This is a genomic window from Actinoplanes sp. CA-015351 (assembly GCF_050955685.1).
Classification (GTDB): Bacteria; Actinomycetota; Actinomycetes; order Mycobacteriales; family Micromonosporaceae; genus Actinoplanes.
In genome coordinates, this window is record NZ_CP192102.1 from 2687696 (window position 1) to 2709861 (window position 22166).

General features: G+C 71.8%; 19 protein-coding genes. 6 read left to right on the forward strand and 13 right to left on the reverse strand.

What is annotated here, in order from left to right; genetic code table 11:
• Window positions 1-2: 2 nt before the first annotated feature.
• From ACQP2E_RS12040 to ACQP2E_RS12100, 13 genes are read right to left on the reverse strand one after another with little or no spacing between them, the layout of a single operon-like run.
• Window positions 3-3083: a hypothetical protein gene (locus tag ACQP2E_RS12040; protein WP_433830884.1), complete on the reverse strand. Its 3081-nt coding sequence runs from the start codon at window positions 3081-3083 to the stop codon at window positions 3-5.
• Entirely contained in the window at window positions 3080-4618 is a 1539-nt protein-coding gene (locus ACQP2E_RS12045) for a hypothetical protein (protein ID WP_433830886.1), read from the reverse strand. Before ACQP2E_RS12045 ends, ACQP2E_RS12040 begins: the two co-directional genes overlap by 4 nt.
• A 2-nt stretch (window positions 4619-4620) precedes the next feature.
• On the reverse strand, window positions 4621-5286 hold the full coding sequence (locus tag ACQP2E_RS12050; RefSeq protein WP_433830888.1) for a hypothetical protein: 666 nt from the start codon (window positions 5284-5286) through the stop codon (window positions 4621-4623).
• Entirely contained in the window at window positions 5283-5552 is a 270-nt protein-coding gene (locus ACQP2E_RS12055) for a hypothetical protein (RefSeq protein ID WP_433830889.1), read from the reverse strand. The genes ACQP2E_RS12050 and ACQP2E_RS12055 overlap by 4 nt, the downstream gene beginning before the upstream one ends.
• Before the next feature lie 2 nt (window positions 5553-5554).
• Window positions 5555-6358, reverse strand: a complete 804-nt coding sequence (locus ACQP2E_RS12060; RefSeq protein ID WP_433830891.1) for a hypothetical protein — start codon at window positions 6356-6358, stop codon at window positions 5555-5557.
• Window positions 6359-6370: 12 nt separating this feature from the next.
• Window positions 6371-7582 (reverse strand): AAA family ATPase, encoded by a 1212-nt coding sequence (locus tag ACQP2E_RS12065; protein WP_433830893.1) that lies wholly within the window; start codon window positions 7580-7582, stop codon window positions 6371-6373.
• A complete protein-coding gene (locus ACQP2E_RS12070) occupies window positions 7579-9426 on the reverse strand; it encodes an ATP-binding protein (RefSeq protein WP_433830895.1) in 1848 nt (615 codons plus the stop codon). The genes ACQP2E_RS12065 and ACQP2E_RS12070 overlap by 4 nt, the downstream gene beginning before the upstream one ends.
• Window positions 9423-10277, reverse strand: a complete 855-nt coding sequence (locus tag ACQP2E_RS12075; RefSeq protein ID WP_433830897.1) for a hypothetical protein — start codon at window positions 10275-10277, stop codon at window positions 9423-9425. Before ACQP2E_RS12075 ends, ACQP2E_RS12070 begins: the two co-directional genes overlap by 4 nt.
• A complete protein-coding gene (locus ACQP2E_RS12080) occupies window positions 10222-11439 on the reverse strand; it encodes a JAB N-terminal domain-containing protein (RefSeq protein WP_433830899.1) in 1218 nt (405 codons plus the stop codon). Before ACQP2E_RS12080 ends, ACQP2E_RS12075 begins: the two co-directional genes overlap by 56 nt.
• Window positions 11429-12964: an effector-associated domain EAD1-containing protein gene (locus tag ACQP2E_RS12085; RefSeq protein WP_433830901.1), complete on the reverse strand. Its 1536-nt coding sequence runs from the start codon at window positions 12962-12964 to the stop codon at window positions 11429-11431. The genes ACQP2E_RS12080 and ACQP2E_RS12085 overlap by 11 nt, the downstream gene beginning before the upstream one ends.
• Window positions 12961-13989, reverse strand: a complete 1029-nt coding sequence (locus tag ACQP2E_RS12090) for a HesA/MoeB/ThiF family protein (protein ID WP_433830903.1) — start codon at window positions 13987-13989, stop codon at window positions 12961-12963. Before ACQP2E_RS12090 ends, ACQP2E_RS12085 begins: the two co-directional genes overlap by 4 nt.
• Window positions 13986-14591 carry a hypothetical protein gene (locus ACQP2E_RS12095; RefSeq protein ID WP_433830905.1) on the reverse strand — a complete coding sequence of 202 codons (606 nt, stop codon included), beginning with the start codon at window positions 14589-14591 and terminating at the stop codon, window positions 13986-13988. The genes ACQP2E_RS12090 and ACQP2E_RS12095 overlap by 4 nt, the downstream gene beginning before the upstream one ends.
• Window positions 14588-15421 carry an effector-associated domain EAD1-containing protein gene (locus ACQP2E_RS12100; RefSeq protein WP_433830907.1) on the reverse strand — a complete coding sequence of 278 codons (834 nt, stop codon included), beginning with the start codon at window positions 15419-15421 and terminating at the stop codon, window positions 14588-14590. The genes ACQP2E_RS12095 and ACQP2E_RS12100 overlap by 4 nt, the downstream gene beginning before the upstream one ends.
• A 300-nt stretch (window positions 15422-15721) precedes the next feature.
• Between ACQP2E_RS12100 and ACQP2E_RS12105 the strand changes: the two genes are divergently transcribed.
• The 6 genes from ACQP2E_RS12105 to ACQP2E_RS12130 are packed head-to-tail and all read left to right on the forward strand — an operon-like array spanning window position 15722 to window position 22146.
• Window positions 15722-16669: a protein kinase domain-containing protein gene (locus ACQP2E_RS12105; protein ID WP_433830909.1), complete on the forward strand. Its 948-nt coding sequence runs from the start codon at window positions 15722-15724 to the stop codon at window positions 16667-16669.
• Window positions 16670-16672: 3 nt separating this feature from the next.
• Window positions 16673-17731: a hypothetical protein gene (locus tag ACQP2E_RS12110; protein ID WP_433830911.1), complete on the forward strand. Its 1059-nt coding sequence runs from the start codon at window positions 16673-16675 to the stop codon at window positions 17729-17731.
• The gene (locus ACQP2E_RS12115) at window positions 17728-19641 is read left to right on the forward strand and encodes a hypothetical protein (RefSeq protein WP_433830913.1); all 1914 of its coding nucleotides are present in this window, start codon (window positions 17728-17730) and stop codon (window positions 19639-19641) included. Before ACQP2E_RS12110 ends, ACQP2E_RS12115 begins: the two co-directional genes overlap by 4 nt.
• A gap of 12 nt (window positions 19642-19653) precedes the next feature.
• The gene (locus ACQP2E_RS12120; protein ID WP_433830915.1) at window positions 19654-20718 is read left to right on the forward strand and encodes a hypothetical protein; all 1065 of its coding nucleotides are present in this window, start codon (window positions 19654-19656) and stop codon (window positions 20716-20718) included.
• On the forward strand, window positions 20715-21260 hold the full coding sequence (locus ACQP2E_RS12125; protein ID WP_433830917.1) for a hypothetical protein: 546 nt from the start codon (window positions 20715-20717) through the stop codon (window positions 21258-21260). The genes ACQP2E_RS12120 and ACQP2E_RS12125 overlap by 4 nt, the downstream gene beginning before the upstream one ends.
• The gene (locus ACQP2E_RS12130; RefSeq protein ID WP_433830919.1) at window positions 21235-22146 is read left to right on the forward strand and encodes a hypothetical protein; all 912 of its coding nucleotides are present in this window, start codon (window positions 21235-21237) and stop codon (window positions 22144-22146) included. The genes ACQP2E_RS12125 and ACQP2E_RS12130 overlap by 26 nt, the downstream gene beginning before the upstream one ends.
• The last annotated feature ends 20 nt before the right edge of the window (window positions 22147-22166 follow it).

Sequence of the window (22166 nt, forward strand, 5' to 3'; positions counted from 1 at the left end):
AGCTAGGCCGCTCGTAAGACCCTGGTCAGGACCCACCGCAGCGTCGCTGCCGACGGGGTCGTGCTGATCAGGTGCCGGCCGGATCGGCGGGCGAGTGCCCGCGTGCCGCCGCGCGGATAAGCCACCGTGATGGTCTGCAGGTGCGGTACCCGCAGCGGCGCCTGGAACGGGTGGGTCAGCAGCACGACCAGCGGCGGCGTGCCCATGCCGTCGGTCAGCCCGGACAGCAGCGAGGTAACCGTCTGCGCCGCCTCGGCGGTGCGCGGCGGGCGTACCGAACGGGCCGTCCAGATCCGCAGCAGGTCGGCGGGCTCGTCGAGCGCGGTCATCGCGGAGGGTTCGCCGAGCGGCACGAGCAGGCACCGCCGGCGGTACTCGATCATCGAGCCGGCCAGCAGATGCGCGCAGGTCCGCAGCGTGATGCCGACCTGGCCGTGCGCGGCGGGTGTGTCGTCGAGGACGATCACGGCGGAGCGCGGTTCCGGTGGGAGCCGGCCGCTGCGGGTGCGGTACAGCAGGTTGCCCTCGGCGTACTGCATCTCGAAGACGTCCTGGTCCAGGGCGAGCAGCGTCGGCAGCAGCCGGTTGAAGCGGCCGTGCCGGGCCAGGCCGGCCCGTTCCTCGCCGGTGCCGCCGCCTTCGGCCCGCCCGTGCCCGGACACGTCCAGGCGTACGCTCAGAAGCCGCAGCTCGCGCGCGCCCAGCGGCGCGAGATGGGCGCGCAGGCCGCGCATCCGCACCGGCAGGGTCGGGTCGTCGGCGACCGCGCGGGGGCCGAGCAGCCGCAGCAGCGTCATGGTGCGTTCGTCGATGTCGCCGAGCACCCGGGCCAGGTCGGAGATCGGCGGCGCGGGGGAGTCCGGCTCGACGGTGACGCCGAGCAGCACGTCGAGCAGCTGCCGGGTCATGTCCTCCAGGAGCGCGCCGGCCGGGGCGCGGTACCGGGTGGCGGTCTCCAGGTCGGCGGCGATCATGGTGACCAGGCCGATCCGGGCGTCGACCGGCCAGCGCAGGGCTCGCAGCGCCCGTACACCCCGCAGGTCGGCGACCGCGTCGAGGGCCGGCGCCGGATTGTCCTCGCCGAGCAGATCGAGAAGCTGCACGAGCAGGGTGAGCGGCTGGCCCTGACCGAACCCGCCGAGCCGGGCCAGCAGTGGTGCCGGATGGTGCAGCGCGGCGCTGTCGGCGTCGGCTGCCGGCCGGGACAGCCGGTACCGGATCGTCCGCCCGCCGGTGTAGGTGACCGCGAGCTGGTCACCCGCAGGTGACCAGGTCACCGTCCAGACGTCGCGGGCCTCGGCATCCGGTGGCGGGATGCGGCACCGGGTCCGGCCGTCGGCGACACCCCAGATCTCCACCTCGCCGCTGAGCCGGTCGCCGGACGCTCCGGCCAGCAGTTTGGCGTCCGGTGACCAGGCCAGCGCGGGAGCCCAGTCACGGCCGCCGGCCGGGGCGAGGGTGTGGTACAGGTCTCCGGACGACGTCAGGAAGATCTGGGTGCCGCCGCGTCCGGCGGAGGTCTGTGCGGCCAGGAACTCGCCGTCCGGTGACCAGGAAACCCGGGTGGTGAGCACGTCGGTACCTGGCATCCGGATGAGGCGTTCGCGCTGCCAGGTCCGGGTGTTCCAGATGATCACCTTGCCGTCGGCGGCGCCGGCCAGCCACGCGCCGTCCGGTGACCAGGCGATCCGGCCGACACCCTCGTCGACCGGCAGCCGCGCGACAGGTGAGGGGTCGGTGATCTCGTAGATCAGCACAGCCCGCGGGGCCGCACCGGCTTCCGGGACGGCCAGCAGGTCACGGTCGTCGGGCGCCAGCACCGGGGACTGCCCGCCCGGGAACTCACCGGCGTCCTCGCCGGTGCCGGCGTCGAGTACGCGTACCCGTCCGCGCTGATTGCGGGCCGCGATGGCGACGTGCCGCACCCGGGGGTCGGCGGTGATCTCGGCGATCGGCTCGTCGATGTAGCGGTCCCACTCCGGGTGGGCGGCCCCGGCCCGGGCCCGGATCAGCCGGCCGGCCGGCGACTCGGCGATCCAGCCGTCCAGTGTCCAGACGAAACCGGGGCTGCCGCTGCCCTCGCCGGCCTGCGGGATCGGTTCGGCTTCGGTGGCGAGCGGCCGTTCGTCGTACGCGACACTGCGCGCCCGGCCCACGGTGAGCGCCATCGACGCGGCCCACCGGCGCACGGCGAACGTGTCGGTCTCCCGGTCCAGCCGCCGGCGGGCGTCCGGCGGGCGGTAGACGGCCACCGAGGTCTCGTCACGGCGTACCGCGACCAGGCCGCACTCGGCCCGGGACAGGTGGCCGCCGGTCAGCACCTCGCCGGGTAGTTCGGCCTGCTGGACCAGGGCGGTGTCCAGCACGTACACGTTGGCCGGGGTGCCGAGCAGCAGCCGGGACTCGTCGCGGCTGAACGCGAGCGCCACCGCGGCCGGCACCTCGGCGATCAGGTCGCTGGTCGGGCCACGGGTGCCGAGCAGGCGTACGCCATGACGGTCGATCAGCGCGGTCCGTGAACTCCGCGTCCCGTGCCGCAGCCCGGTGACCCCGTCCAGGGCGATGGCCGGTGTGCGTACCATCGTGCGCCGGTCGGTGTCCCACTGCTGCACGGTGTCGCCGGTCGCCACGAGCAGGCTGCTCGGACCGTTCCAGGCCAGGGCCACCACGGGATCTATCGCGCTGAGTTCACGCGTACCCCTGCTCTTGAGATTGACGAGATGGACCGCGCCGCGGCGCGTGCCCACCGCGAGGTCCTGACCGCTCGCGTCGATCGCCAGCGCTGTCGCGTCAGCGACCGCGCCCAGCGCCGGGGTGTCGGTGAGATCGCCGCCGGTGTCGGCGCGCAACGCCAGGATCCGGCCGCCGACGGCGGCGAAGAGCACGTCGCCGGCGGGCGTCCAGAGCATCGCGGACGGCGCGGCCCGGTGGATGGCTTCGGTACGCGTCCACAGCGTCGCCTCGTCGTCGACCAGCCGCCAGCCGTGCGCGTCGGCGATCAGCAGGGTTGACCCGAGCGGATGCAGAGCCAGGTGGTTGACCCGGTCGGCGCGATGGACCGAAACGCCCGCGGCCCAGCTCACGCGTCTCCCCGGCCCAGCGCGGCGGCCTCCAGCAGACGTGCCGCCGCGGCGAAGTCACCGGCCTGCTGCAACAGCCCGGCCGCCCGGATCGGATCGTCGTCGTTCTGCGCGATCAGGGCATCGCGGTGCAGCTCGGAGCGTTCGGCGCCACTGACGTCGGTGTCGAAATCCGGCGACGGCACCGGTGGGCGGGCGTCGAGCAGACCGTCGAGGCGGCGCAGGATGTCTTTCGCGCTGCCGGACACCTGGGCGCGGACCTCGGGCAGTTCGGCGGCCCAGAGCGCCCAGATCGGCACCGCGTCGTCGAGCGAGAACCGGCGGACCGTCCCGTCACTGATCACCACAGCGGTACGCCGGGCCACCGCGAACAGCGTCTGCCGGCCGCTTGCCGGGATGGTCGGATGCAGCCGGTGCCCGTCGGCGAGGTAGAGCCCGCCCGGGCCGATGCGCCGCAGCGGGCTGCCGAACGGCAGGTCGGCGACGAGACCGCCGGGCTGCTGGATCAGGAAGCATCCCGGCCCTGGCGTCAGGTATCCGGTCTCGCCGAGCGGCCGTCCGGTGAGGTAGACCCGCAAATTTTCCAGGTCGGCGTCGTCGATCAGCACGGCGTCCGGCCGGCCGGCGTTCGTGGCGTCGCGGACCAGCCGCACGGTGATGCCCTGCGGCACGAACGACGACCGTTTCTGCGGCAGGCCGGGCGCCGCCGACAGGCCGTCCGAGCTGTACAGCTCGTCGGCGCTGTACCAGTTGCCCTCGCTGCGCGGCACCAGCCAGGAGCCGCCGTCCAGGCCGCCGATCACCCAGCGCTCGTCCTGCGGGATCTCGCCGAGCAGGTCGGCCGGCTCGATCGGCAGCCGGTGGTCGAGCGCCACGATCAGCCGCTGCTCCTGGTCGTACGGCTCACCGACGACGGTCTGCGGCAGCTGGGTCAGGGTGCGGACCAGCGAGCGGGGCAGGCCGCCGGCCCGGATCACCCGGATCAGCACGGCCGGCCCCGGTTTCTGGTCCGGTCCGGCCTGCGTCGTCTTCACCTGCTGGTAATGCACCTCGGCGCCGGCGCCGATCGACCGCCGGATCACATGGTTCGCCACCGGGCCGTTGACCAGCAGGATCAGCTCGTGCCGGGCGGTGGCCGACTCCTGGGCCCGGCCCGGCACCGCCGACAGCAGCTCCAGCAGCGGCACCGGTGTATATCCGGGGAAGGCGCTGTGGTCGGCGTACGGTTCCCCGCCGCAGGCCCAGACGATGCCGGTCGCGGTGTCCGGCGGCACCGGCGCGCGCAGCCACAGAGAACCGTCCGGCGCCCGGCGTGCCTCGACGTCGATGCCCTGGCCGGCGATCGCGCGCAACTGCGCCCAGCAGGTCAGCGCCCCGGTCGGCCGGGGGAACCGCGCGAGGGTCCCGGAACCGGCCGGCGCGGACGCGGCAGCGTGTTCCGGCAGCCGCTGCCCGGGGACCTCCGGGTCCGGCGCGCGCCGGATCGTCAGCTGTGCCTTGCGGGGCGCGGGCGGGGGTTTCTTACGAAAGAACGCCACGGTCAGTCCACATGGGGTAAGGGTTGGTCGGGTACGCCGAACGTGTCGCCCAGCGCGACGGCCGCCCAGCCACGCCAGCGGGCCACCGTGTTCGGCGTCCGGGCGTGGTACGCGGCCGCGAAGATCTGTGCGGCGAGGTCGTGCCGGCCGGCCTGGTCGGCGGCCTGAACCGTCCAGTCACGCAGGTCGGCGCGCATCTGGTCGGGGGTGATCGCGGGCAGCGCCACGGCACACCGCTGGACCACGGCCGCGAGCGCGCCCGCGTCGCCGCGCAACCGGACCGCACACAGCGCCAGCCCCAGCTCCCGTCGCAGCCGGCCGGCGTCGGTGGCCGGCGCCGCGTCGGTGAGCAGCACCTGCGCCTGGGCGGTCCGGCCGGTGTGCAGGGCCAGCACCCAGCCGGCGCTGAGCAGATCGCCGACCTGTTCGTGGCAGGTGACCGCGTCGTCCGGCCGGCCCAGCTCGATCAGGATCGACGCCGCCGCGTCGGCCGCGCCGCACCGCCGGTACGCGTCGGCGGCCGCTTCCCGGTCGCCGGCGTTCTCGAAGCTCTGCGCCGCCTTGAGCACCAGGCCGGCCTCGGCGTAACAGCGCCCGGCGTCGAGTGGCAGGCCCGCCTTCGCATAGCTCTCGGCGGCCCGCTCCAGCAGCTCGGCGCGACGGTTCACAGCTCCTGCCGCTCCGGCGTGTCCGGGGTCTGCTCTTCCTGCTCCTGGCCATCGCGGGCGAACGTGGCCTGGTCGACGAGGATGCCGGCAATCGGCACCGTCTCCTCGATCTCGGCGCGGCGCTCGACCAGCGCGCCGAGGCTCTCGGCGACCTCGTCGTGCTGGCCGTCGTGGTCGGCCCGGCGGCCGACACCGGTGTCGACGACCTGGAACACCTCGATCTCGCCGGTGTGCTTGTTGATGCGTACCTGGACCTGATAGTTCACGATCAGGCCTCTCTCTGGTTGAACTGGATGTCGATGAAGTCGCCGTTCTCCTGGACGGTGAGCCCACCGGCGCCGACCCGCTGCGCGTGCGCCACGAGGATGTCCCGGTACGCCTGGGCCAGCGGCAGGTTGATCTCCCGCAGGTAGTCCTGCTGGTAGGTCTGCGCGAGCAGCGCGGCCTCGTTGCGGGCGTCCGCTTCCCGCCGGGCCCGTTCCTCCTCGATCGCGGCGAGCGCCCGGGCCCGCGCCTCCTCGTCGATGTCGGCGGCCGCCTCCTGGAGGCGTTGCAGCGCGGCGGCACGCTCCGCCTCCGCGTTGCGCAGGGCGTTCTCCCTGGCCTGGACGGTCGCGTCCTGCCCGGCCTTCTCGTTCGCCTCACGCTCGGCGACAGCTTTGGTACGCCCGGCGTACCCGTCGGTGTAGTACGAGGCCTCGAACTCGGCGTCGGCCGTGCCCTGCGCCTCGCCGGAGTCGGCCCGGGTGGCGCTCGCCTCCACGGTGAACTCGGCGGTCACCCGGGCGACGATGGCGACCTCGCCGGTGTCCGGGCGGTACTCGACGTAGCCACCGGGCATCTCCCGCCGCAGGGCGCCGTCGACGACCCGCCAGCCGGGGGTGGCGCGGAGCAGGTCGACCAGCCGCTGGCGTACCGGTCCGGGCAGCTGGCGGCCGAGTGGCTGGGTCAGCCGGGCCTCGCCGGTGGCGGTGTCGCTGGCCTGCGCGGTCCGGGTCACCTCGGCCCGCCAGGCCTCAGCGAGCTGGCGGCTCGCGCGTACCCGGATGCGACGAGGGTTGCACATGGTCATATCTCCGATCGTCTAGCGGCCGTTCTGGTCCGCCCGGGAGAGCAAGCTCTTGATGGATTGCTGGATCTGGCTGTCCACCTCGGTCGCGGCCGGGTGGTGCCGGTGCAGGTACAGCTGAAGCCGGTGCAGCTCGGTGAGCCCGCGTTCCAGCACGTGCGGGCCGTTCTCACCCTGCTGGAGGCGTTTCAGGGTCTGCGCGTACACGTTCTGCGCCTGGTACGCGATGGTCTGCACCGTCTCGACGCGTTCCATCGGGTCGCCGCCGTCGGCCTCGACCCGGCTCTGCACCACCTCGGTGAAGACCGGCACGTCGGCCGGGTCGGTCCAGAAGTGCAGCAGCGGCCAGAAATCGCCGAGCTGCGCACGGTCGGCGCCGCGCATCAGGGCCGCGCCGGCGACCAGTTTCCAGCCGCGGACCACCCGCCGGTCGGACAGCGTCACGTTGGCGGCCAGCAGTTCGCGGATCACGTCCTCGTAGTGTCCGCGTACCCCGGTGAGGTCGACCTCGTGCAGCAGCTGGGAGAGCCGGACCACGTCGGCGACGTCGAGGATGGGCTGTTCGCGCTGGCTGGCGGGGCGTTCCTCGGTCGCGCCGGGCGGCTGCTCGCGCAGCCGTTCCTCCTCCTGCGCCCAGCCCCTGTCGATCAGGTCGCCGAGGTGGTCGGTGGCGATCGAGTTCAGCTCGACGCGCAGCAGCATCCGGTCGGCGAAGGCACGCAGGATCGGGTCCTGCGGCGTCTCGTTCGCGGCACCGATCAGGGTGAGCAGCCGGGTCGAGACCGGCTGGGATCCGTTGTGGAACGTCCGCTCGTTGATCAGGGTGAGCAGCGAGTTCAGGATCGCGCTGCTGCCCTGGAAGACCTCGTCGAGGAACGCGATCTGCGCCCGGGGCAGCATCCCGGTGGTACGGATCCGGTACGTGCTGTTGCGGAACGCGGCCATGTCGAGCGACCCGAAGATCTCGGCCGGCTCGGTGAACCGGGTCAGCATGTACGCGAACTTGTCCGCATTGACCAGGTCGGCGAAGCGCAGCACCAAATCGGTCTTGGCGGTGCCGGGCTCGCCGAGCAGCAGCACGTGCTCCCGGCAGATCAGGGCCAGCTGCAGCAGCCGGACCGGGAGATCCCGGCCGACGTACCGGCTGGCCAACCGGCGGCGTACCGCGTCAAGGCTGTTGATCGTCTTGGTGGTCTCCGGCGACCAGCCACGTCGTGTGTCGGTCACAGGTGGCTCTCCCGTTGCTCCTTGAAAGCCCGATTCATCTTCCCGACCAGCTCGCCGATCAGGAACGGGTCGTTCGACTGCCGCCCGTGCAGCTTCTGCGCCACGTACGCGTCCCGCAGCAGGGACTGGATGTGGTCGCCGCTGCGGGTGTCGGTGGCGTCGACCATCAGGTCGACCAGCTGCGGCGGCAGGTCGATCTTGAAGCGTTTGGCGTGCACCTCGATGATTCCGCGCCGGGCGATCGGGTCCGGCGGGCCGATCCGGATGCCCCGGAACCGGCTCGGCCGCAGCAGGGCCGGGTCGATCAGGTTGAGCTGGTTGGTGGTGCCGACGACCAGGAACGGCACCTGCTCGCGGAAACCGTCCAGTTCGGTGAGCAGCTGTGCCACCATCGCGTTGCCGGCCCGGCTGCCGCCGTCGTCGCGGTCGCTGCGCCGGCCCGCGATGGCGTCGAACTCGTCGAAGACGATCACCGACGGGGCGTTGCGGCGGGCCTCGGCGAACAGCTCGCGGATCTTGCGTTCGCCCTCGCCGACGTACTTGTCGGTCACCTCCGGGCCGGAGACCACCATGATCGTGGCGTTCAGCTGGTTCGCGATGGCCTTGGCGAACAGCGTCTTCCCGGTGCCCGGCGGCCCGTGGAAGATGAAGCCGCGCGGGATGAGGTCGCTCTGCAGCAGCTCCTCGGCGGCCGACTCGGGGTCGGCGCCCCCCTGCATGATCTTCAACGCGTCGGCGATCTCCCGCTTCACGTCGTCGTACCCGCCGATGTCATTGAACGACACGTTCGGCACTTCGAAACTCGCCGACAGCTGCGCCTTGAACCCGCGGATCGTCTTGAACAGGTCGAGCCCGGTCGGATTCTCCCGGCCACGGTGCTGGTGGTACGCGTACTGCATGGCCTGGCGTACCCGGATGGCGTTGAGCCCCGCCACGTGTTTGTGGAATTCGCTCGGGTCGTAATCCTGGAAGAGATCCGCTTCCTGGCGGGTGACCAGCAGCTCGCCGAGCAGCCGGGGCCGCCCGTCGAGCGGGTCCGGCACGGCGCGTGGACTGCCGGCCAGCCCGATCCGGGCGGTGAACCGGCTGGCCAGGACCTCGGGCAGCCCGATCGACGGGTCGGCGAAGGCCAGCAGCAGACCCTCCGAGTGGTTGTAGAGCAGCTCGACGACCTCGCGGGTCTCCGCGTTGAGCTGGTTGTCCGGGCCGCCGGCGAGCAGGTCGGCGTGCGGGACGATCAGGAACATCCCGTCCTTGAGTTCGGCGAGCAGCTCCCGGAGCCGGGCCAGCTGCCGCTGCCGCTGCGGTCGCGGCATCATCAGGGTCGGGTCGGCTTCCTCACCCGGGGTGTCCAGCACCACGGCCTGCCGCCCGGCACGCTCGGCGATCAGCGGGCCGAGCTGTTCGACCACCAGCTTCTCGCAGGACACCAGCACGGACAGGTCCTGGCGCAGGAACGACGCGATCGTCTCGATCTCCTCGGCGTACGCGAGGCCGACCGCGTTCCGTACCGTGATCTGCTCGGGGAAGGCCGGCGCCGCCTCGCGGGGCGGCGGCTCGGGATAGTGCGAGGCCGGCGCGGGAACGCCCGGCTGCTCGGGACCGCGGGGCGCGGGCACGGCGCGGTACAGCGGCGTGTCCAAGTCGATCTCGGCGGGCGTCCGGACGACCAGGTCGACGTCGCCGACGCGCAGGTCGGCGAGGAGCCGGTTGAACGGCTGCGGCAGCAGGTATGTCCCGCCGCGCAGCGCCTCGGCGATGGTCTGGCCCCGGTCGGCGCCGTAGAGCCGCGACCGGTCCTCCTCGCTCCAGGCGATGATCTCGAGTTGCCGGCTGTCGGTCACTTCACCATCCCCAGTCTCCAGGCGGTGCGGTACAGATCCAGGCCGAACGCGTAGTCGCGCAGCCCGAACCGGGACTTGAGCGCGGTCGCGCCGCGCCCGCGTTCGAGGTAGGACAGGGCCTGCCACCACTTGGCGACCGGCGCGACCCGGCCGGTGTCGAGAACCCCGCCGAACGACAGGCCCCGGCGGGCGAACCGCACCTGCTCGACCAGCGCCGGCCGGTGCTGACCGAGCGCCGTCTCGTAGACGTCCAGTACCAGGGCCGGCTCGCCGGGCCGCAGCCGTTGCAGGAGGCTGCCCCGCCACAGGCTCTGCTCCGGCGTCGCCGGCGGCCGGCTCAGATGCCTGATCAGCGTGACCCGGCCCTGCGGGTGGAACAGCAGGTCGTCGAGGGTGTCCTCGGCGACCATCTCGGGCGCGCCGCCGGGGTGGTCGAGCAGCGCGGTCAGCGGGGACGCGGCCAGCAGGGCGGCTCGGAAACCGGCCGAGCCGACGCCTTCGCGTACCGCCGGTTCCACGACCGCGTGCCGGGCCAGCAGGTCGTAGCCACCCGCCGGTTGACCGGCCGCCCGGAGCAGCTCCAGCGAGGCGCTGTCGCCGGGCGCGCCGACCGCCGCCGCCACCAGGATCGGCTCGCAGCCCAGCTCGGCGCGGCCGCCGAGCGGCGGGGCGTCGAGCATCATCCGGGCCGCGGTCACGGCCGCGGTCCGGGCCACCGCGCGGCGCAGCACCGGCGGCGGCGCGGCCAGGTCGGCCACGTCGCTCAGGGCGCCGGTCGGTGCCGGGCCCCGCGACTCATCGGTCGCGGTCGCCCAGATCAAGACGCGTAGCGCCGTGTCCATCGCGCTCATCGGTCACCCACAGGGCACAGCGCTCCATGTCGTCCTCGGTCGCCGCGAAGAATCGCAGCTTCCGTTCGGATCGGGTCAGGTTGATCAGCCCGGCCACCTGCCAGGGCTGGCGGAACGTGCTGTGGTGCAGTTTCACGTCCACCGAGGACAGATCCATGTGGTGGTCGGCGGGGAAGAGGTGGGTGTGGTACCAGCCGACGAGCCTGCTCGGCCCGCCGGTCAGCTCCCGGGTCATCTCCTGGAAGGAGTCGACGGTGAAGGTGAAGTGCACCGACGAGGCGCCGGTGTGCTTGGCGGGCAGCACCCGCTCGATCAGGACCACGTATCGGTCCTCGCCCGGCGCGACCCGGAAGATCTGGCCGGCGAAGAAGCCGCCTTCCTCCATCTTGAAGCTCAGGTTCAAGTCGCTGCTGAGCTGGCGGTGCGGCTCGGGGCGCAGCACCACGGTGATCGGCGCCCGGCGCCCGGGTGTTACTCCCAGGTTCGCTGTCTCGAGCAGCGGCAGCTCCGGCTCGGCGGCCTTGCGGATCGAGAACGGGACGCTGCGCGGCCGGTCCAGGTCGACGTCGACAGCGCCCTCGACGCGTGGCGCCGGCCGGACCACCTCGCTGGTACGCCCGTCGTCGCTCTCCCGCCCGACCCGGATCCGCAGGATCACCACGGGCAGCGAGCGGCTGTCCTCGACCAGTTCGGCCGCGCCCTCACCCTCGACCCGGCGTACCGACAACGGCAGCCGGCGAGCGTCGGACTCCTCCGGGGAGACAATCGGCATCCACGCCATCCGGCCCTCGTTGAGCTGGGTGATGTCGAAGAACCAGCGGGATCGGGTCTCCGGATCCAGGTCCTTCGCGAGCCGCTGGATGACCGGTTCCAGCAGCTCACGGACCGGGTGCTCACCGGTGTAGACCTGTTCCTCGTCCACAAAGATCATGATGTGGAAGACGCCGAGATTGCCGTTCAGGTTGATCAGGGAATCGCCGGTGGCCGGGGTCGGATCCGGTCGCTCCAGAAGCGCGGCGGTGAGGCTCACCTTGCCGCTGCGGGGGATGCGGTCGCCCAGACCGAGCCGGAGCAGATGCACCAGCGGCCAGGAGTCGACCGGCGACCGGACGTCGTCCTTGTAAAGACGCACGCTCGGCCGTTTCCGCTGTTCATCGCTCATCGGCGTGCTCCGGTACCACCCGCTGGCCGGCGTGGCGTACCTGCAACGGCAGCGGCGCGCGGACGTTCTCCTCCAGGCGTTCGCGGACCGCGAGGGAGAGCCCGCCCCGCGCGACTATCTGCCGCTGGCCCTCCGCGGAGAGCGCCCAGATGGCGGCGTCCTCGTCGAGGAAACCGTGGCTGTCCAGGATGCCGGGCGGCAGCGCGCCGTAGTTGCGCCAGCTGGCTATGTCGACCAGCAGCTGGCACAGGTCGTGGAAGTCCAGGTCCGGCCGGTACGCCTCGCGGATCGGCCCGAGGCAGGCGGTCCCGGTCGGCATCCGGGGCAGGTCGACGGCAGCGATGTTGGGGTGGAAGAACGGCTTCTCGAAGAGCACCACCGGCGGCCAGAGCGGGAAGTACTCACCGAGGCCGATGTAGAGCCGGTGGGTGTCCTGCAGAACCGGCTGGATCGGATGCTCCATGCTCTGCGGCGGCCCGAAACCGGGCGCCTGGAACTCGATCTCGTACCGGGTGGGCAGCAGATCGTCGTCCTTGTTGACCACCCGGAATGTCGGGTGGCCGGCCACGTACTCCTCGATCTCGTTGCGGACCCGGGCCAGGGCGTCGATGTGCCGCTGCCCGGCCATCGCGCCGGCCGTGCTGTCCGCCTGCACCTGGAGCTGGTCGCCCTCCTCGACGCCGGCCTCGTGCAGGGTCTGCGCCGGTTCCAAACGGTCGATCTGCGGCGGTTCGCCGGCCTGGCCGGGCACCACCCGGTCGACGACCATCCGGCGGTTGCGGCCGAACCGGTCCTCCCGGGCGTCGGCGGCGTACAGGCCGAGGACGGCGTGCGGGATGTCGCGGACCGGGGTGGTGGCCGGAATGTTCTCCACGACGAAGGCCTGCTGGTCCGGGCCGACGACGTTCAGCGTCTGTATCAGGTACGGCTGGTAGTCGAACTCCTGGAAGCGGACCTGGATGTCGGCTTCCGGATCGATCTGCCGGGCCAGTTTCGCCAGCTCCTCGACCATCGCCTCGGCCCGTTCGCCCTCGGGGACGTACACCGCGGTCTCGGTGGCGGCGGCGTAGAGCAGGCGTGGCTGGGGGCCGAGCCGTTCCCGGACCAGGCGCATGAACTGGTCGTACCGCTCGCTGCCGGTGAACAGCAGGGTGGGCCAGATCCGCGGGGTCTCCTCGGGAGCGTGCGGCGCCGCCGGTGCGGGAGCGGCCGCGCGCTGCGGCGTCTCCGGCACCCGGCGGGTCTCCGCCAATTCCTCCGGCGCCTCGGCGGCGATCTGGAACGTCGTATTGCCCGGGTACTGCCGCAGGGCGGCCTCGGCCAGCCACTCCGGCCCGTGGCCGCGGATCCGCCCGCGTTCCAGCGCGGTGACGATCGTGGTCCAGAACGCGATCGTGTTCGGCTGGGCGGCCCAGACCGGGGCGTGCTGCAACGGGTACTCGATGTCTTCGAGCAGCGCGTGCGCGATCGCCTCCTGCGCGAAGATACTCGCCAGCTCGTTGATGAATTCCCTGCGATTTCTCACCGGCGGGGCTCCTCGGAAGTGGTGGACAGTTCGATGAAGCGCACCGCGCTCGTCACCCGTCCGAGCCGGACGGGCAGGATCTCGCCGGGCGCGACCCCGATCTCGGCGAGCGTCCGCGACGGTGTCACCGAGCGCAGGAACCTGCGTCCGGGCAGCACCGGCGGTCCCGACGCGTCCTCGCGGAACCCGGCCCAGGTCATCACGTCCTCGTCCGGACCGATCCGGGCCAGCACCTCGGCCACGGTCGCCGCCGTGGTCAGCGGCAGTTTCGTCACCGCCGAGGCCGGGATGTCGTCGTGACAGGGGCAGTCGATCGCGCGGCGCGGACCGGGTCCGGTCGCCGCGCCGCCGAGCACGTCGACCCGGGTCAGCTCCGCGGCCGGCAGCCCGAACAGCAGCCGCAGCGCGAACGCCGCCTGCCACGCCCCGATCAGCGCGGAGACCGCCACCGAGGCGCCGGCCTCGACAGGTGAGGCGAGCTGCCCGCAGGCCCACGGGTCGTCCAGCACGGCTCGCTCGGCCGGGCTCAGCGGGCAGGCGTAACAGGCGCCGCCCGCCGGGTACCAGCGGATCTCGCCGCCCCACGGCCGGGTGCCCGCGTCCAGCATCCCGGCGCCGACACTCGCGCACCGCCCGGCCAGCTCGATCCGGGCGGCCATGCTGTCCAGCGCGCTGACCACCAGCGTCGCGTCCCGCATCTCACCACGCCCGACACCGCCGGTCAGCGTCGCCGGGCGAAGATCCAGCGCGATCCCCGGCGCCAGCTCGCTCAGCGCTGCGCCCGCGGCCGCGACCTTGGCCCGGCCCACATCATGGGTACGGAAGAGCACACACCTGCTCAGGTTCGACTCCGTCACCACGTCCGGATCGACAAGGGTGAGCCGCCCGGCACCGGCCATCGCGAGTGAGCGGGCGACCTCGTTGCCCAGCGCGCCGACGCCGACCACCACGATCCAGGCGGCCTTGAGGCTGTCCTGGTCCCACCCCGGGATCAGCTCGTGCCGGGCGAACCGGGGCGCAATCATGTCAGGTTCCGGTAGTTCATCGGGCAGACGCTGATCTTGCCGCCGCGTTCGGAGAGCAGGTCGTCGTAACAGAGCAGGTTGTGTGCCGGGTCGCGGTGCACGGTCAGCGCGCAGACCTTCTCGCCGGGGCTGCACACGCAGACCACGACCTGTTCGAGGGGGCGGAACGTGTTGGTGCAGACCATGCAGCGGAACCGGGCTTTTTTCGGGCGTACGTTGGCGCGTACCTGAAGCAGAGGGTGACCGGGCAGCAGCCGTTCCAGGTACGGCGTGACCGGCGGGTCGAACGTCTCGATGCCCCGGAAGAACGTCGTGGCGGTGTCGGTGTCCAGGGGTTCGAGCTCGGTGGCTCCGGTGCACCAGGAGTCGCCGTCGTGGCGTACCTCCTGGATCTTGCCGCGCTCGTCGACAGTGACCTGCACCGCGTCGCCGAGCCGGAAGTCGTGCCAGCAGATGCCGCACCAGGACCGGAACCATCGGGAGTTCTTCGTGGTGACCGCCCGGCCGGAGGTCATCATGCTGGCCGGGTCCTCGCCGTTGCGCTGGCCGTCGTTGAAGGCCGCCTCGATTCCCTCGCCACTGCTCAGGTCGGGGGCGCTCATGCGGCCGGCTCGATCAGCAGGTCGTGCGGCGGGCAGCCGACGACGTCCATGGCGGCGGTCGCGGTGCGGAACGCGTCGTGGACGGTCCAGCCCTCACCGAGCGCCTTGTAGAACGGGCCGGTGAAGGCGAGCGCGCACTCGTCCGCCAGCGGTCGCGGCGAGCCGATCACGGTCTCGGTGGCCGAGCTGAGCAGGTCGGCGTAAGCGCCGAGGAAGCAGGAGGTGAGCACCACCGACCGCAGCAGCGGCACCGTGCTCAGCAGCTTGCCCAGCGCCTCGACCGGCACCGGATGGGAGCGCCCGGCGTCGTCCTCGAGCAACAGCGCGCCCTGCGCGTCGCCGTGGCCGGCGAAGTGGACGATCTGCGGTTCGGCGTCGATGACGCGGTCGACGAGGTCGCGGGCGCGGGCGGCCGGCTGCAGGATAGCGAGGACCGGGCGGCGGGACCGGGCGGTCGCTTCGAGGATGGTGCGGTGCTCGGCGCCGAGCCGGAGCCGGTTCTCGTCGATCGGTCCGGCGGAAAGGCAGAGAACGCGTAGTTCGCCATTGTTTCGTGTGGATCCGAGAAGTTCCTTCAATGATTTGTTACCCGGGTATTGCCGCGCCGCCTCGGTGAAAAGGGTCTCTAGATCAACATTGACGTACCTCCCTCTGTCCAAGATCCGACAGATGGCGCGCCAATGCTCCTTCGCGGAGAGTCGGCCGAAAGGCGGGAGGTCGCTGGCCGAAAGGCCGATTTCTTCCAGAAGGAACCCGACCGAGTCCTCGTCGGGGTACAGATCGGCGAGCACGGCGAAGCCCTGCCGCCGGACGAGTTCCGTGTAGGTCAAGGGTGGCACGCTGCGTTTTCTCCCGTCTTTCCCCACCGAGAAGCAGCTTTGGAGATCATTTTTAATTGATCTCCGTGGTCTTCTGATCGTCAACATCGTGGTCCTTCCCGGCGCGCTTTGGAAGGTGTCCAGGAGGGATTGTCATGGTTGTACCTCGACGCTACTCTGGCCTCCTTATCGGACCCTGGAGGGGGACGCCGAATGGCGCCCAGGCGCGAGCGAATCCCGCTTTACCAGCCACACAGAAGATCTGCTCCACCGGTCGCGCTGGAGTTCGTCTGGTCCGGAATCCGCTCCATCGTGGACGGTCTCGTGGCCGAGCCGGGCACGACGGTCACCGGTGACCCCGTGGTGCGGCTCTCGTCCAGCTCGGTGCAGAGCTACGAGACGCTGCGCACCGAGGTCGAGATCGGCATCCAGCTCGTGCAGACCTTCCCCTCCTTCCCGCCCCAGCTGTCCCGCCTGGTCGGTTACGACGTCCCCGGCCGGCCCACCCTGGCCGTGGTGACCCGCACCGGCGAGCAGCTCTCCGACGAGCGGGTCCGTGCCATGTCGACGGCGGGCATCCGCGCCGCCGCCGAGTCCCTGCTCGACGCGCTGGGATACCTGGCCGAGGCGCACATCGCCCACCGCGACGTCACACCCCACCGGCTCTACTGGGACGGCACCCACCTGCAGCTGACCGGATTCGGTCAGGCGGTCCGGGTCCTGCCGCCGGTCCGCCGCGAGGGCGGCCCGCAGTCACCGCCCTGGACCGCGCCCGAGCAGCTGCGCGGCGAGGGCGTGGTCGACACCGCCGACGACCTGTACGCGGCCGGCGCGATCCTGTTCTGGATGTTCACCGGCGAGCAGCCGGGTGAGGCGGCTGCCATGGCGACCCGGCTCGACCTGCAGAGCGACAACCTGCGCGAGCAGCTCGACGGCATGTTCGCCGAGCCGGCCGTCCACCGCCCCTCGCTGACCGAGGTGCGCCGCCGCTGGCGCCCGCCGGTCCCGGCCGGTCCCCGCGCGCCGGCGTTCGAGGAGCGTGCCCGCGAGGCCGACCGGGCGTTCGCCGAGCTGCGCCGCCGGCAGCTGGAGGACGCGCCGCTGGGTGTGGTCGCGGCGCCGATGTTCCTGGATCGCGCGGCGCCGCCCTGGGCCGGCGCCCGGGAGCTGATGGCGGCCGGCGGCCGGTGGCCGCTCGCGGTCGGCGCGGTCCTGGTGTCCCTGGTGCTGACCGCCATCATCTTCCTCGTCCGGGGGTGAGGCGTGGCCGCGCCGCGAACCATTCGCCAGATCCGCTGCCCGATCTGTCTCTCCCCGCTGAGCCGGCGACCACCGCGTCCCGTCCTGCTCGACGAGGCCGGCAACCGGCAGCCGTTCGTGCCCACGAACCCCCGCGACCCGGTGCTGACCCGGGCCGAGGAGATGTCCGCCTTCCAGATCTGCGACGGCGACGGCTCGGTGGACGCCCATCACCTGCCCCTGCGGTACGCCCATTACGGCGAGCCCCTGGTGGTCGGCGTGATCGGCGCCGGCGCCACCGGCAAGACCACCCTGCTGGCCGCGATGATCGGCTCGCTGCTGACCGCCTCGCAGACCAACCGCCTGCCGCTGCAGGTCGACGCGCTGGACCTGCGGCTGCACACCAACTTCATGAGCCGGTACGTGAACCGTCTGCTCGTGCAGCGTGAGGTGCTGTCGATCACCCGGGTCGGCAGCGTCGAGCTGGCCGACGCCCTGCGCGTGCACAGCCCGGCCACCGGCCGCGACCACGCCGTCGTCTTCTTCGACGTGGCCGGCGAGCAACTGGAGAACGCCGAACGGCAGAACCGCTTCATCAGCGCGATGAACGCTCTGATCTTCGTGGTGGACGGCGAGGAGCTGAGCCATCGGCGCAGCCAGCGAGGCGCTCAGACCGCCGGCGACGCCGCGTTCGAGGTGGTGCTGAACCGGCTCGCCCAGGTGCACGGCTACACACCGAACGGCTTTCTGCGCCTCCCGTCGGCGCTGGTGGTGGCGAAATCCGACCTGCTGCGCTTCTACAGCGACCCGGATCTGGACCGCTGGTTCAGTTACGGCGACGCTGAGGAGTTCGACCTCAGCACCTGCGAGGAGGAGAGCCGTGACGTCTACCGGCTGCTCTTCCAGCGCGGTCACGGATATTTGCGGGGCGCCGAGAAATTCCTGCGCTCCAGCCTGCACTTCGCCTCGGCGACCGGCACCGCGCCGGACGACTCCAACCGGTACGCGGCCGAGGGCTTCGGCCCGCGCCGCACCCTCAAGCCATTGCTCTCCGTCTTCCAGATGGCCGGGGTGCTGGGATGACGGTTCATCAGCTGATGTTCCGGTGGGCCGAGATGACCCTGACCGGCAACAAGGGTGTCGGCCCGGTCGCGTCCTCGATGGACCTCGAGCAGACCAGCGCCTGGCGTGCCCGCCTGGAGTCGGAGATCTGGGCGGCGACCCGGCCCGGCATGTCCTACCTGGAGTCGCACGGCGCCGGCGTGGTGGTGCACAAGCTGCCGGTCAACGACAACAACGACCGGCCCGGGTCGACGCTGACCCACGTGTTGATAGGGCGTCCCGAGGACCTCGGCGCGCAGTTCGCCCTCGGACTCACCGACTGGCACGGCTGGATCCGCGAGGGCGGTACCACGCCGGAGGGCGGCCGGCTCCCGGTCCTGGACGCCGCCCAGATCGCCGCGGACGCCGAGCGTGGCCTGCGGCAGCTGCGGCCGCGTGCCCGCGAGGTGCTGCCCGGCCCGCTGGAACAACTGGTTCGCGCGGTCCTCGACGACCCGGCAACACCACTGTCGGTGCTGGCCGGCAGCCTGCCTGCGGCCGAGGTGCTCTGCGGCATGATCGACCTGCTCGGCCCGGCGTACGGGCCGTGGACGTTCGCCACGGCTGACGCGGGCGACGACGGGGCCGGCCGGCCGCGGATAGTGTTTCTGGACCGGGCGCCGGAACGGGTGTCCGCCCGCAACCGGATCAAACTGGGCTGGGACGCGCAGGGCGACGACTTCCTGGCCGCGTACACCGAGGCGTACCGCCGGGGTGGGCTGCGGGCCGTCGGGCCGGTGCGGCCACCGGCCGTGTTCACCAAGGCCAAGGACATCGCCAACTGGGAGCGCGACGCCCAGGTGGTGCCCGGCGTCCTGAACAGCCCCTTCTCGCTGCTCCTGCGAGCCGGCCGGGCCGCGCTCACCGAGGCCGAGCTGGAGTACGTCGGCCGGCCGCGGACCGTCGACGAGCTGGCCGGCCTGCTGCCGCGGCTCTCCGACCAGGAGCTGACCGAGGTGGTGCAGGAGTGGGCCGCGCCGGAGGGCCGGGAGCAGAGTCCGGACCTGGCCGACCGGGTCACCGACGTCGCCGTGCAGCGGATCATCCTGGTTCCGCAGCGGTCGGCGGAGCTGGCCGTCGCCACCGAGGCGCTCGCGCCCAGCCCCGACTCGGTGCACCGCGCGGTCGAGGCGGCGCTGTCGGAGATCCGCGGCCACCCCGAGCCGCACCAGATCAAACGGCGGATCGGGCTGCTCCGGGTGGTGACCCGCCTCGGTGTGCCTTATCTGGCCAGCAACCCGACGATCGCGCTGATCCTGTCCGGCATCTCCGGGCCCACCCTGATCACCCTGATCGCGACGTCGTCACCGGAGACCCCGCGCCTCACCGAACTGCTGCTCGGCGACCTGCGGCGGGTACGCGCCGAGGGCAACGACGCCCGGCCCGTCTTCGAGGCGATGCGCCAGCACCGGCTGCTGCTTCCGGTGCTGTTGCGGTCACGGTCGCCCGCTGAGGCCGTACCCATGCTGCGTGACCTGCTCGCGGGGATGTTCGGGCCGCTCGCCGGAGCGGCGACGACGATCGAATATCTGCTCGCCGGCTTCCCGCCGAACGCCGTCCCGGCCGCGGCGCTCGCCGCCCTCGCGCTGGTTGCGGACTCGGAGGAGTCGGTCCGGCTGCTCGGCGAGACCAGCCTGCGCCAGCAGCTGGCCGCCGACGGGATCGAACTGCGTCTGCCACCGCCGAAACCGAAGGAACCGTCGCAACAGCAGGGTCCAGCGCCGATGGCGGCCATTCCGGTGGCCGGACCGCGCCCGGCGCCGGTGCGGCCGGACCGGGCGGCCACGGCCACCGGTGAGTTCGCCGAGCGCAGCGTGTGGCCGCTCGTGGCGACCGTCGGCCTGGTCTTCGTCCTGGTGGTCGTGTTCGGGCTGCTGTTCACCTATCGATGAGGACCGGAACAGATGGACAAGCAAGCACTCCAGCTCGTCGGGGACGAACTGGACTACCTGGCACAGACGCCGGGCACCAACGAGGCCGCGCTGAGCCTGCTCGCCACCGAGCTTCATCAGGGCGGCGCCCGTCTGGCCGGCGTCGACCTGCTCGCCGCGTACCCTCCTGATCTGCTCATCGACCACGACGCGGCCGGTCGCCGGCCGCGGGCCTTGACCATCATCGCGACCGTCCGTGATCTTCTGGTCTTCGCCCCGATCGCGGTGACCTGGTGGAGCCTGCATCAGGTGCTGGACGCGTGGTCGGGCCAGAACTATCCGGGCAACCTGCTGCAGTTCTGGCAGACCCGGCAGGAAGGCCTCAGCCTCAGCGAGGCGGCGCTCTGGGTGGTCGCGATCCTGGTGCTGGTCGCGGCGCTCACCCTGATCATCGTGGTGGCGGACAGCGGCGAGCGGCGGGTCGCCCTGCTCAAGGAACGCCTCACCACCCAGCTCACCGCCGCGTCGCTGCTGCTCGCCGGGCCCAGCCAGGAGAGCCGGACCACGGCGCGGCAACTGGCCAGCACCGCCGGGCACCTCGGTGACAGCACCTCGCACCTGGTCGAGGCGATCAACCGGGTCGGCGGCGACCTGCACTCGGTGGCCACCGCCGGTCCCGGCAGCGACCTGCACGACGCGCTCATGGAGTGGCGCAACTCGGCGGCCGCGCTGAGCCGGCTCGGCGAGAGCATGACCGCGCCGGCCGAGATGATGCGGGAGTTCGTGGCGCTGCGCACCGCCGTGGAGGCGGAGGAGGCGGCCCTGCGCCGGGCCATCCAGACGGTCGCCGAACGCCTTGAGGAGTCGACAACGGTCGCCGTCCGCGAGGGTCTGGCGCACACGCGCGTGGCGGAGGACGCGCGGGAGGCCACCCAGGGGCTCAGCACGGCGCTCGACCGGTTCACCGAGCGCACCCAGGACCTCGGCACGCTGGTGGCCCAGGTCCGTCAGCTGCTGATCCGCCTCGAAGCGAGCGGCCTGCTCGTGCCGGAGCAGCGGATTCCCCGGGACAACGCGTACGACGGGTTCCCCCGATGAGAAAGTTCGGCTTCTCGTCGCTCGCGATGATGTCCGGGTGGCTCTTCGCCGACCTGTTGCTCGTCCTGTTCCTCACGGTGCTGAGTTCGAGCGCGGGCGGCAATCCGATTCCGATCCCGACGGAATCGGCCACGCCCTCACCCAGTGTGTCGCCGTCGGCGTCGGTTTCGCCGAAACCGACGCCGACCAAGAAGCCCTGCGCCCAGTCGTTCGAGCTGCGGCCGCAGCAGATCATCGTCGACGACATCTCGCTCTCCGGCCTGCGCAGCGGTAACACGGCCGCCCGCAACCGGCTCAAGCAGGTCGTGCAGAAGGAGATCCGGGAACGGAAACTGCAGAACCAGTTCGCCGGCCTGGTGCTCGCCTTCGGGTACGCGCCCAACGCGAACCGGACCCTGGCCCGGGCCGCGGCGCTCGAAGCCGGACAGATGCTCAAGGCCGACCTGCCCCGGTTCGAGCGGATCCAGATCCGCGAGTTCAGCTTCGAGACCAGCGAGACCAACCGGGTACGCCTCGATGTCTACTTCTTTGTACGCTGCTGAGCTGCCGCCACCACTGGCCGGTGACGTCGATCAGTGCTGGCGCCGGCTCCAGCGATTCCTCGACGAGGGGGAGTCCCGCGTCATCACCGGCGTGCAGGCCCGAGCCGTCGCCGAACGCTTGTGGCGGCGGATCTCCGAGCATCCGTACGGTGCCCGGCCGGAAGCCGACCCGCGGGTCAGCGCCGCCCTCGCCACCCTGTACTGGTTCCGGGTCCGAGCCGCCGGGACGTCGGGGGACGTGGAGGAGCAGCGCTCCCTGGCGCTGTTCCGCTGCCTGGCCCGGCTCGGTGACGGCAAGGTGGTCCCGCCCGGACCACGGAGACGCCTGGACGAGGAGGACGAGGAGAACGGCCAGGCCGAACAGCTGAACGACATCGCGGTCCAGCTCCTCGCCGAGTACGCCGCCAACCGGTCCCGGGGCGCCCTGCAGGAGTCGATATCGGTGCTGCGGCAGGCTGCCGGCCACGCGAAGCCCGGCACCCCGGTCCTGGCCCGGCTGCAGACCAACCTGGCCGGGGCACTGCTCACCCTGTACAAGACCGAGCAGCGTCGCGACATCATCCGCGACGCCCTGACCAGCGGCGGGCGTGCCGTGGCGAACGAGCTGACGTTCGGCGTCGACCGGGCCGCCGCACTGTCGAACTACGCCACCGTGCTGGTCTTCGCCGCCGGTGTGCCCGGACTCGTCGAGCGGCCGGCCCTGCGCGCGGCCGTCGACCACGCCCGGGGAGCGCGGCGCAGTCTGGGGCCGGCCAGCCCGCTGGATTCGTCGTACACCGACACGGTGATCAGCGTGGCCCGTGTCGTCTTCGAGCGGACCGGGGAGTGGCACGACCTTCAAGTGGCGCTGGCCCTTGCCGAGCAACGCCGGCCACGGTGGGTTTGAGTAATCGAGCGGCTACCTTC

Excerpts from the sequence above, each read along its gene's own strand:
- ACQP2E_RS12060 (WP_433830891.1), bottom strand. The coding sequence starts at position 6,358 with ATGACCATGTGCAACCCTCGTCGCATCCGGGTACGCGCGAGCCGCCAG.
- ACQP2E_RS12075 (WP_433830897.1), bottom strand. The coding sequence starts at position 10,277 with ATGAGCGCGATGGACACGGCGCTACGCGTCTTGATCTGGGCGACCGCG.
- ACQP2E_RS12080 (WP_433830899.1), bottom strand. The coding sequence starts at position 11,439 with ATGAGCGATGAACAGCGGAAACGGCCGAGCGTGCGTCTTTACAAGGAC.
- ACQP2E_RS12090 (WP_433830903.1), bottom strand. The coding sequence starts at position 13,989 with ATGATTGCGCCCCGGTTCGCCCGGCACGAGCTGATCCCGGGGTGGGAC.
- ACQP2E_RS12095 (WP_433830905.1), bottom strand. The coding sequence starts at position 14,591 with ATGAGCGCCCCCGACCTGAGCAGTGGCGAGGGAATCGAGGCGGCCTTC.
- ACQP2E_RS12115 (WP_433830913.1), top strand. The coding sequence starts at position 17,728 with ATGACGGTTCATCAGCTGATGTTCCGGTGGGCCGAGATGACCCTGACC.
- ACQP2E_RS12120 (WP_433830915.1), top strand. The coding sequence starts at position 19,654 with ATGGACAAGCAAGCACTCCAGCTCGTCGGGGACGAACTGGACTACCTG.
- ACQP2E_RS12125 (WP_433830917.1), top strand. The coding sequence starts at position 20,715 with ATGAGAAAGTTCGGCTTCTCGTCGCTCGCGATGATGTCCGGGTGGCTC.
- ACQP2E_RS12130 (WP_433830919.1), top strand. The coding sequence starts at position 21,235 with ATGTCTACTTCTTTGTACGCTGCTGAGCTGCCGCCACCACTGGCCGGT.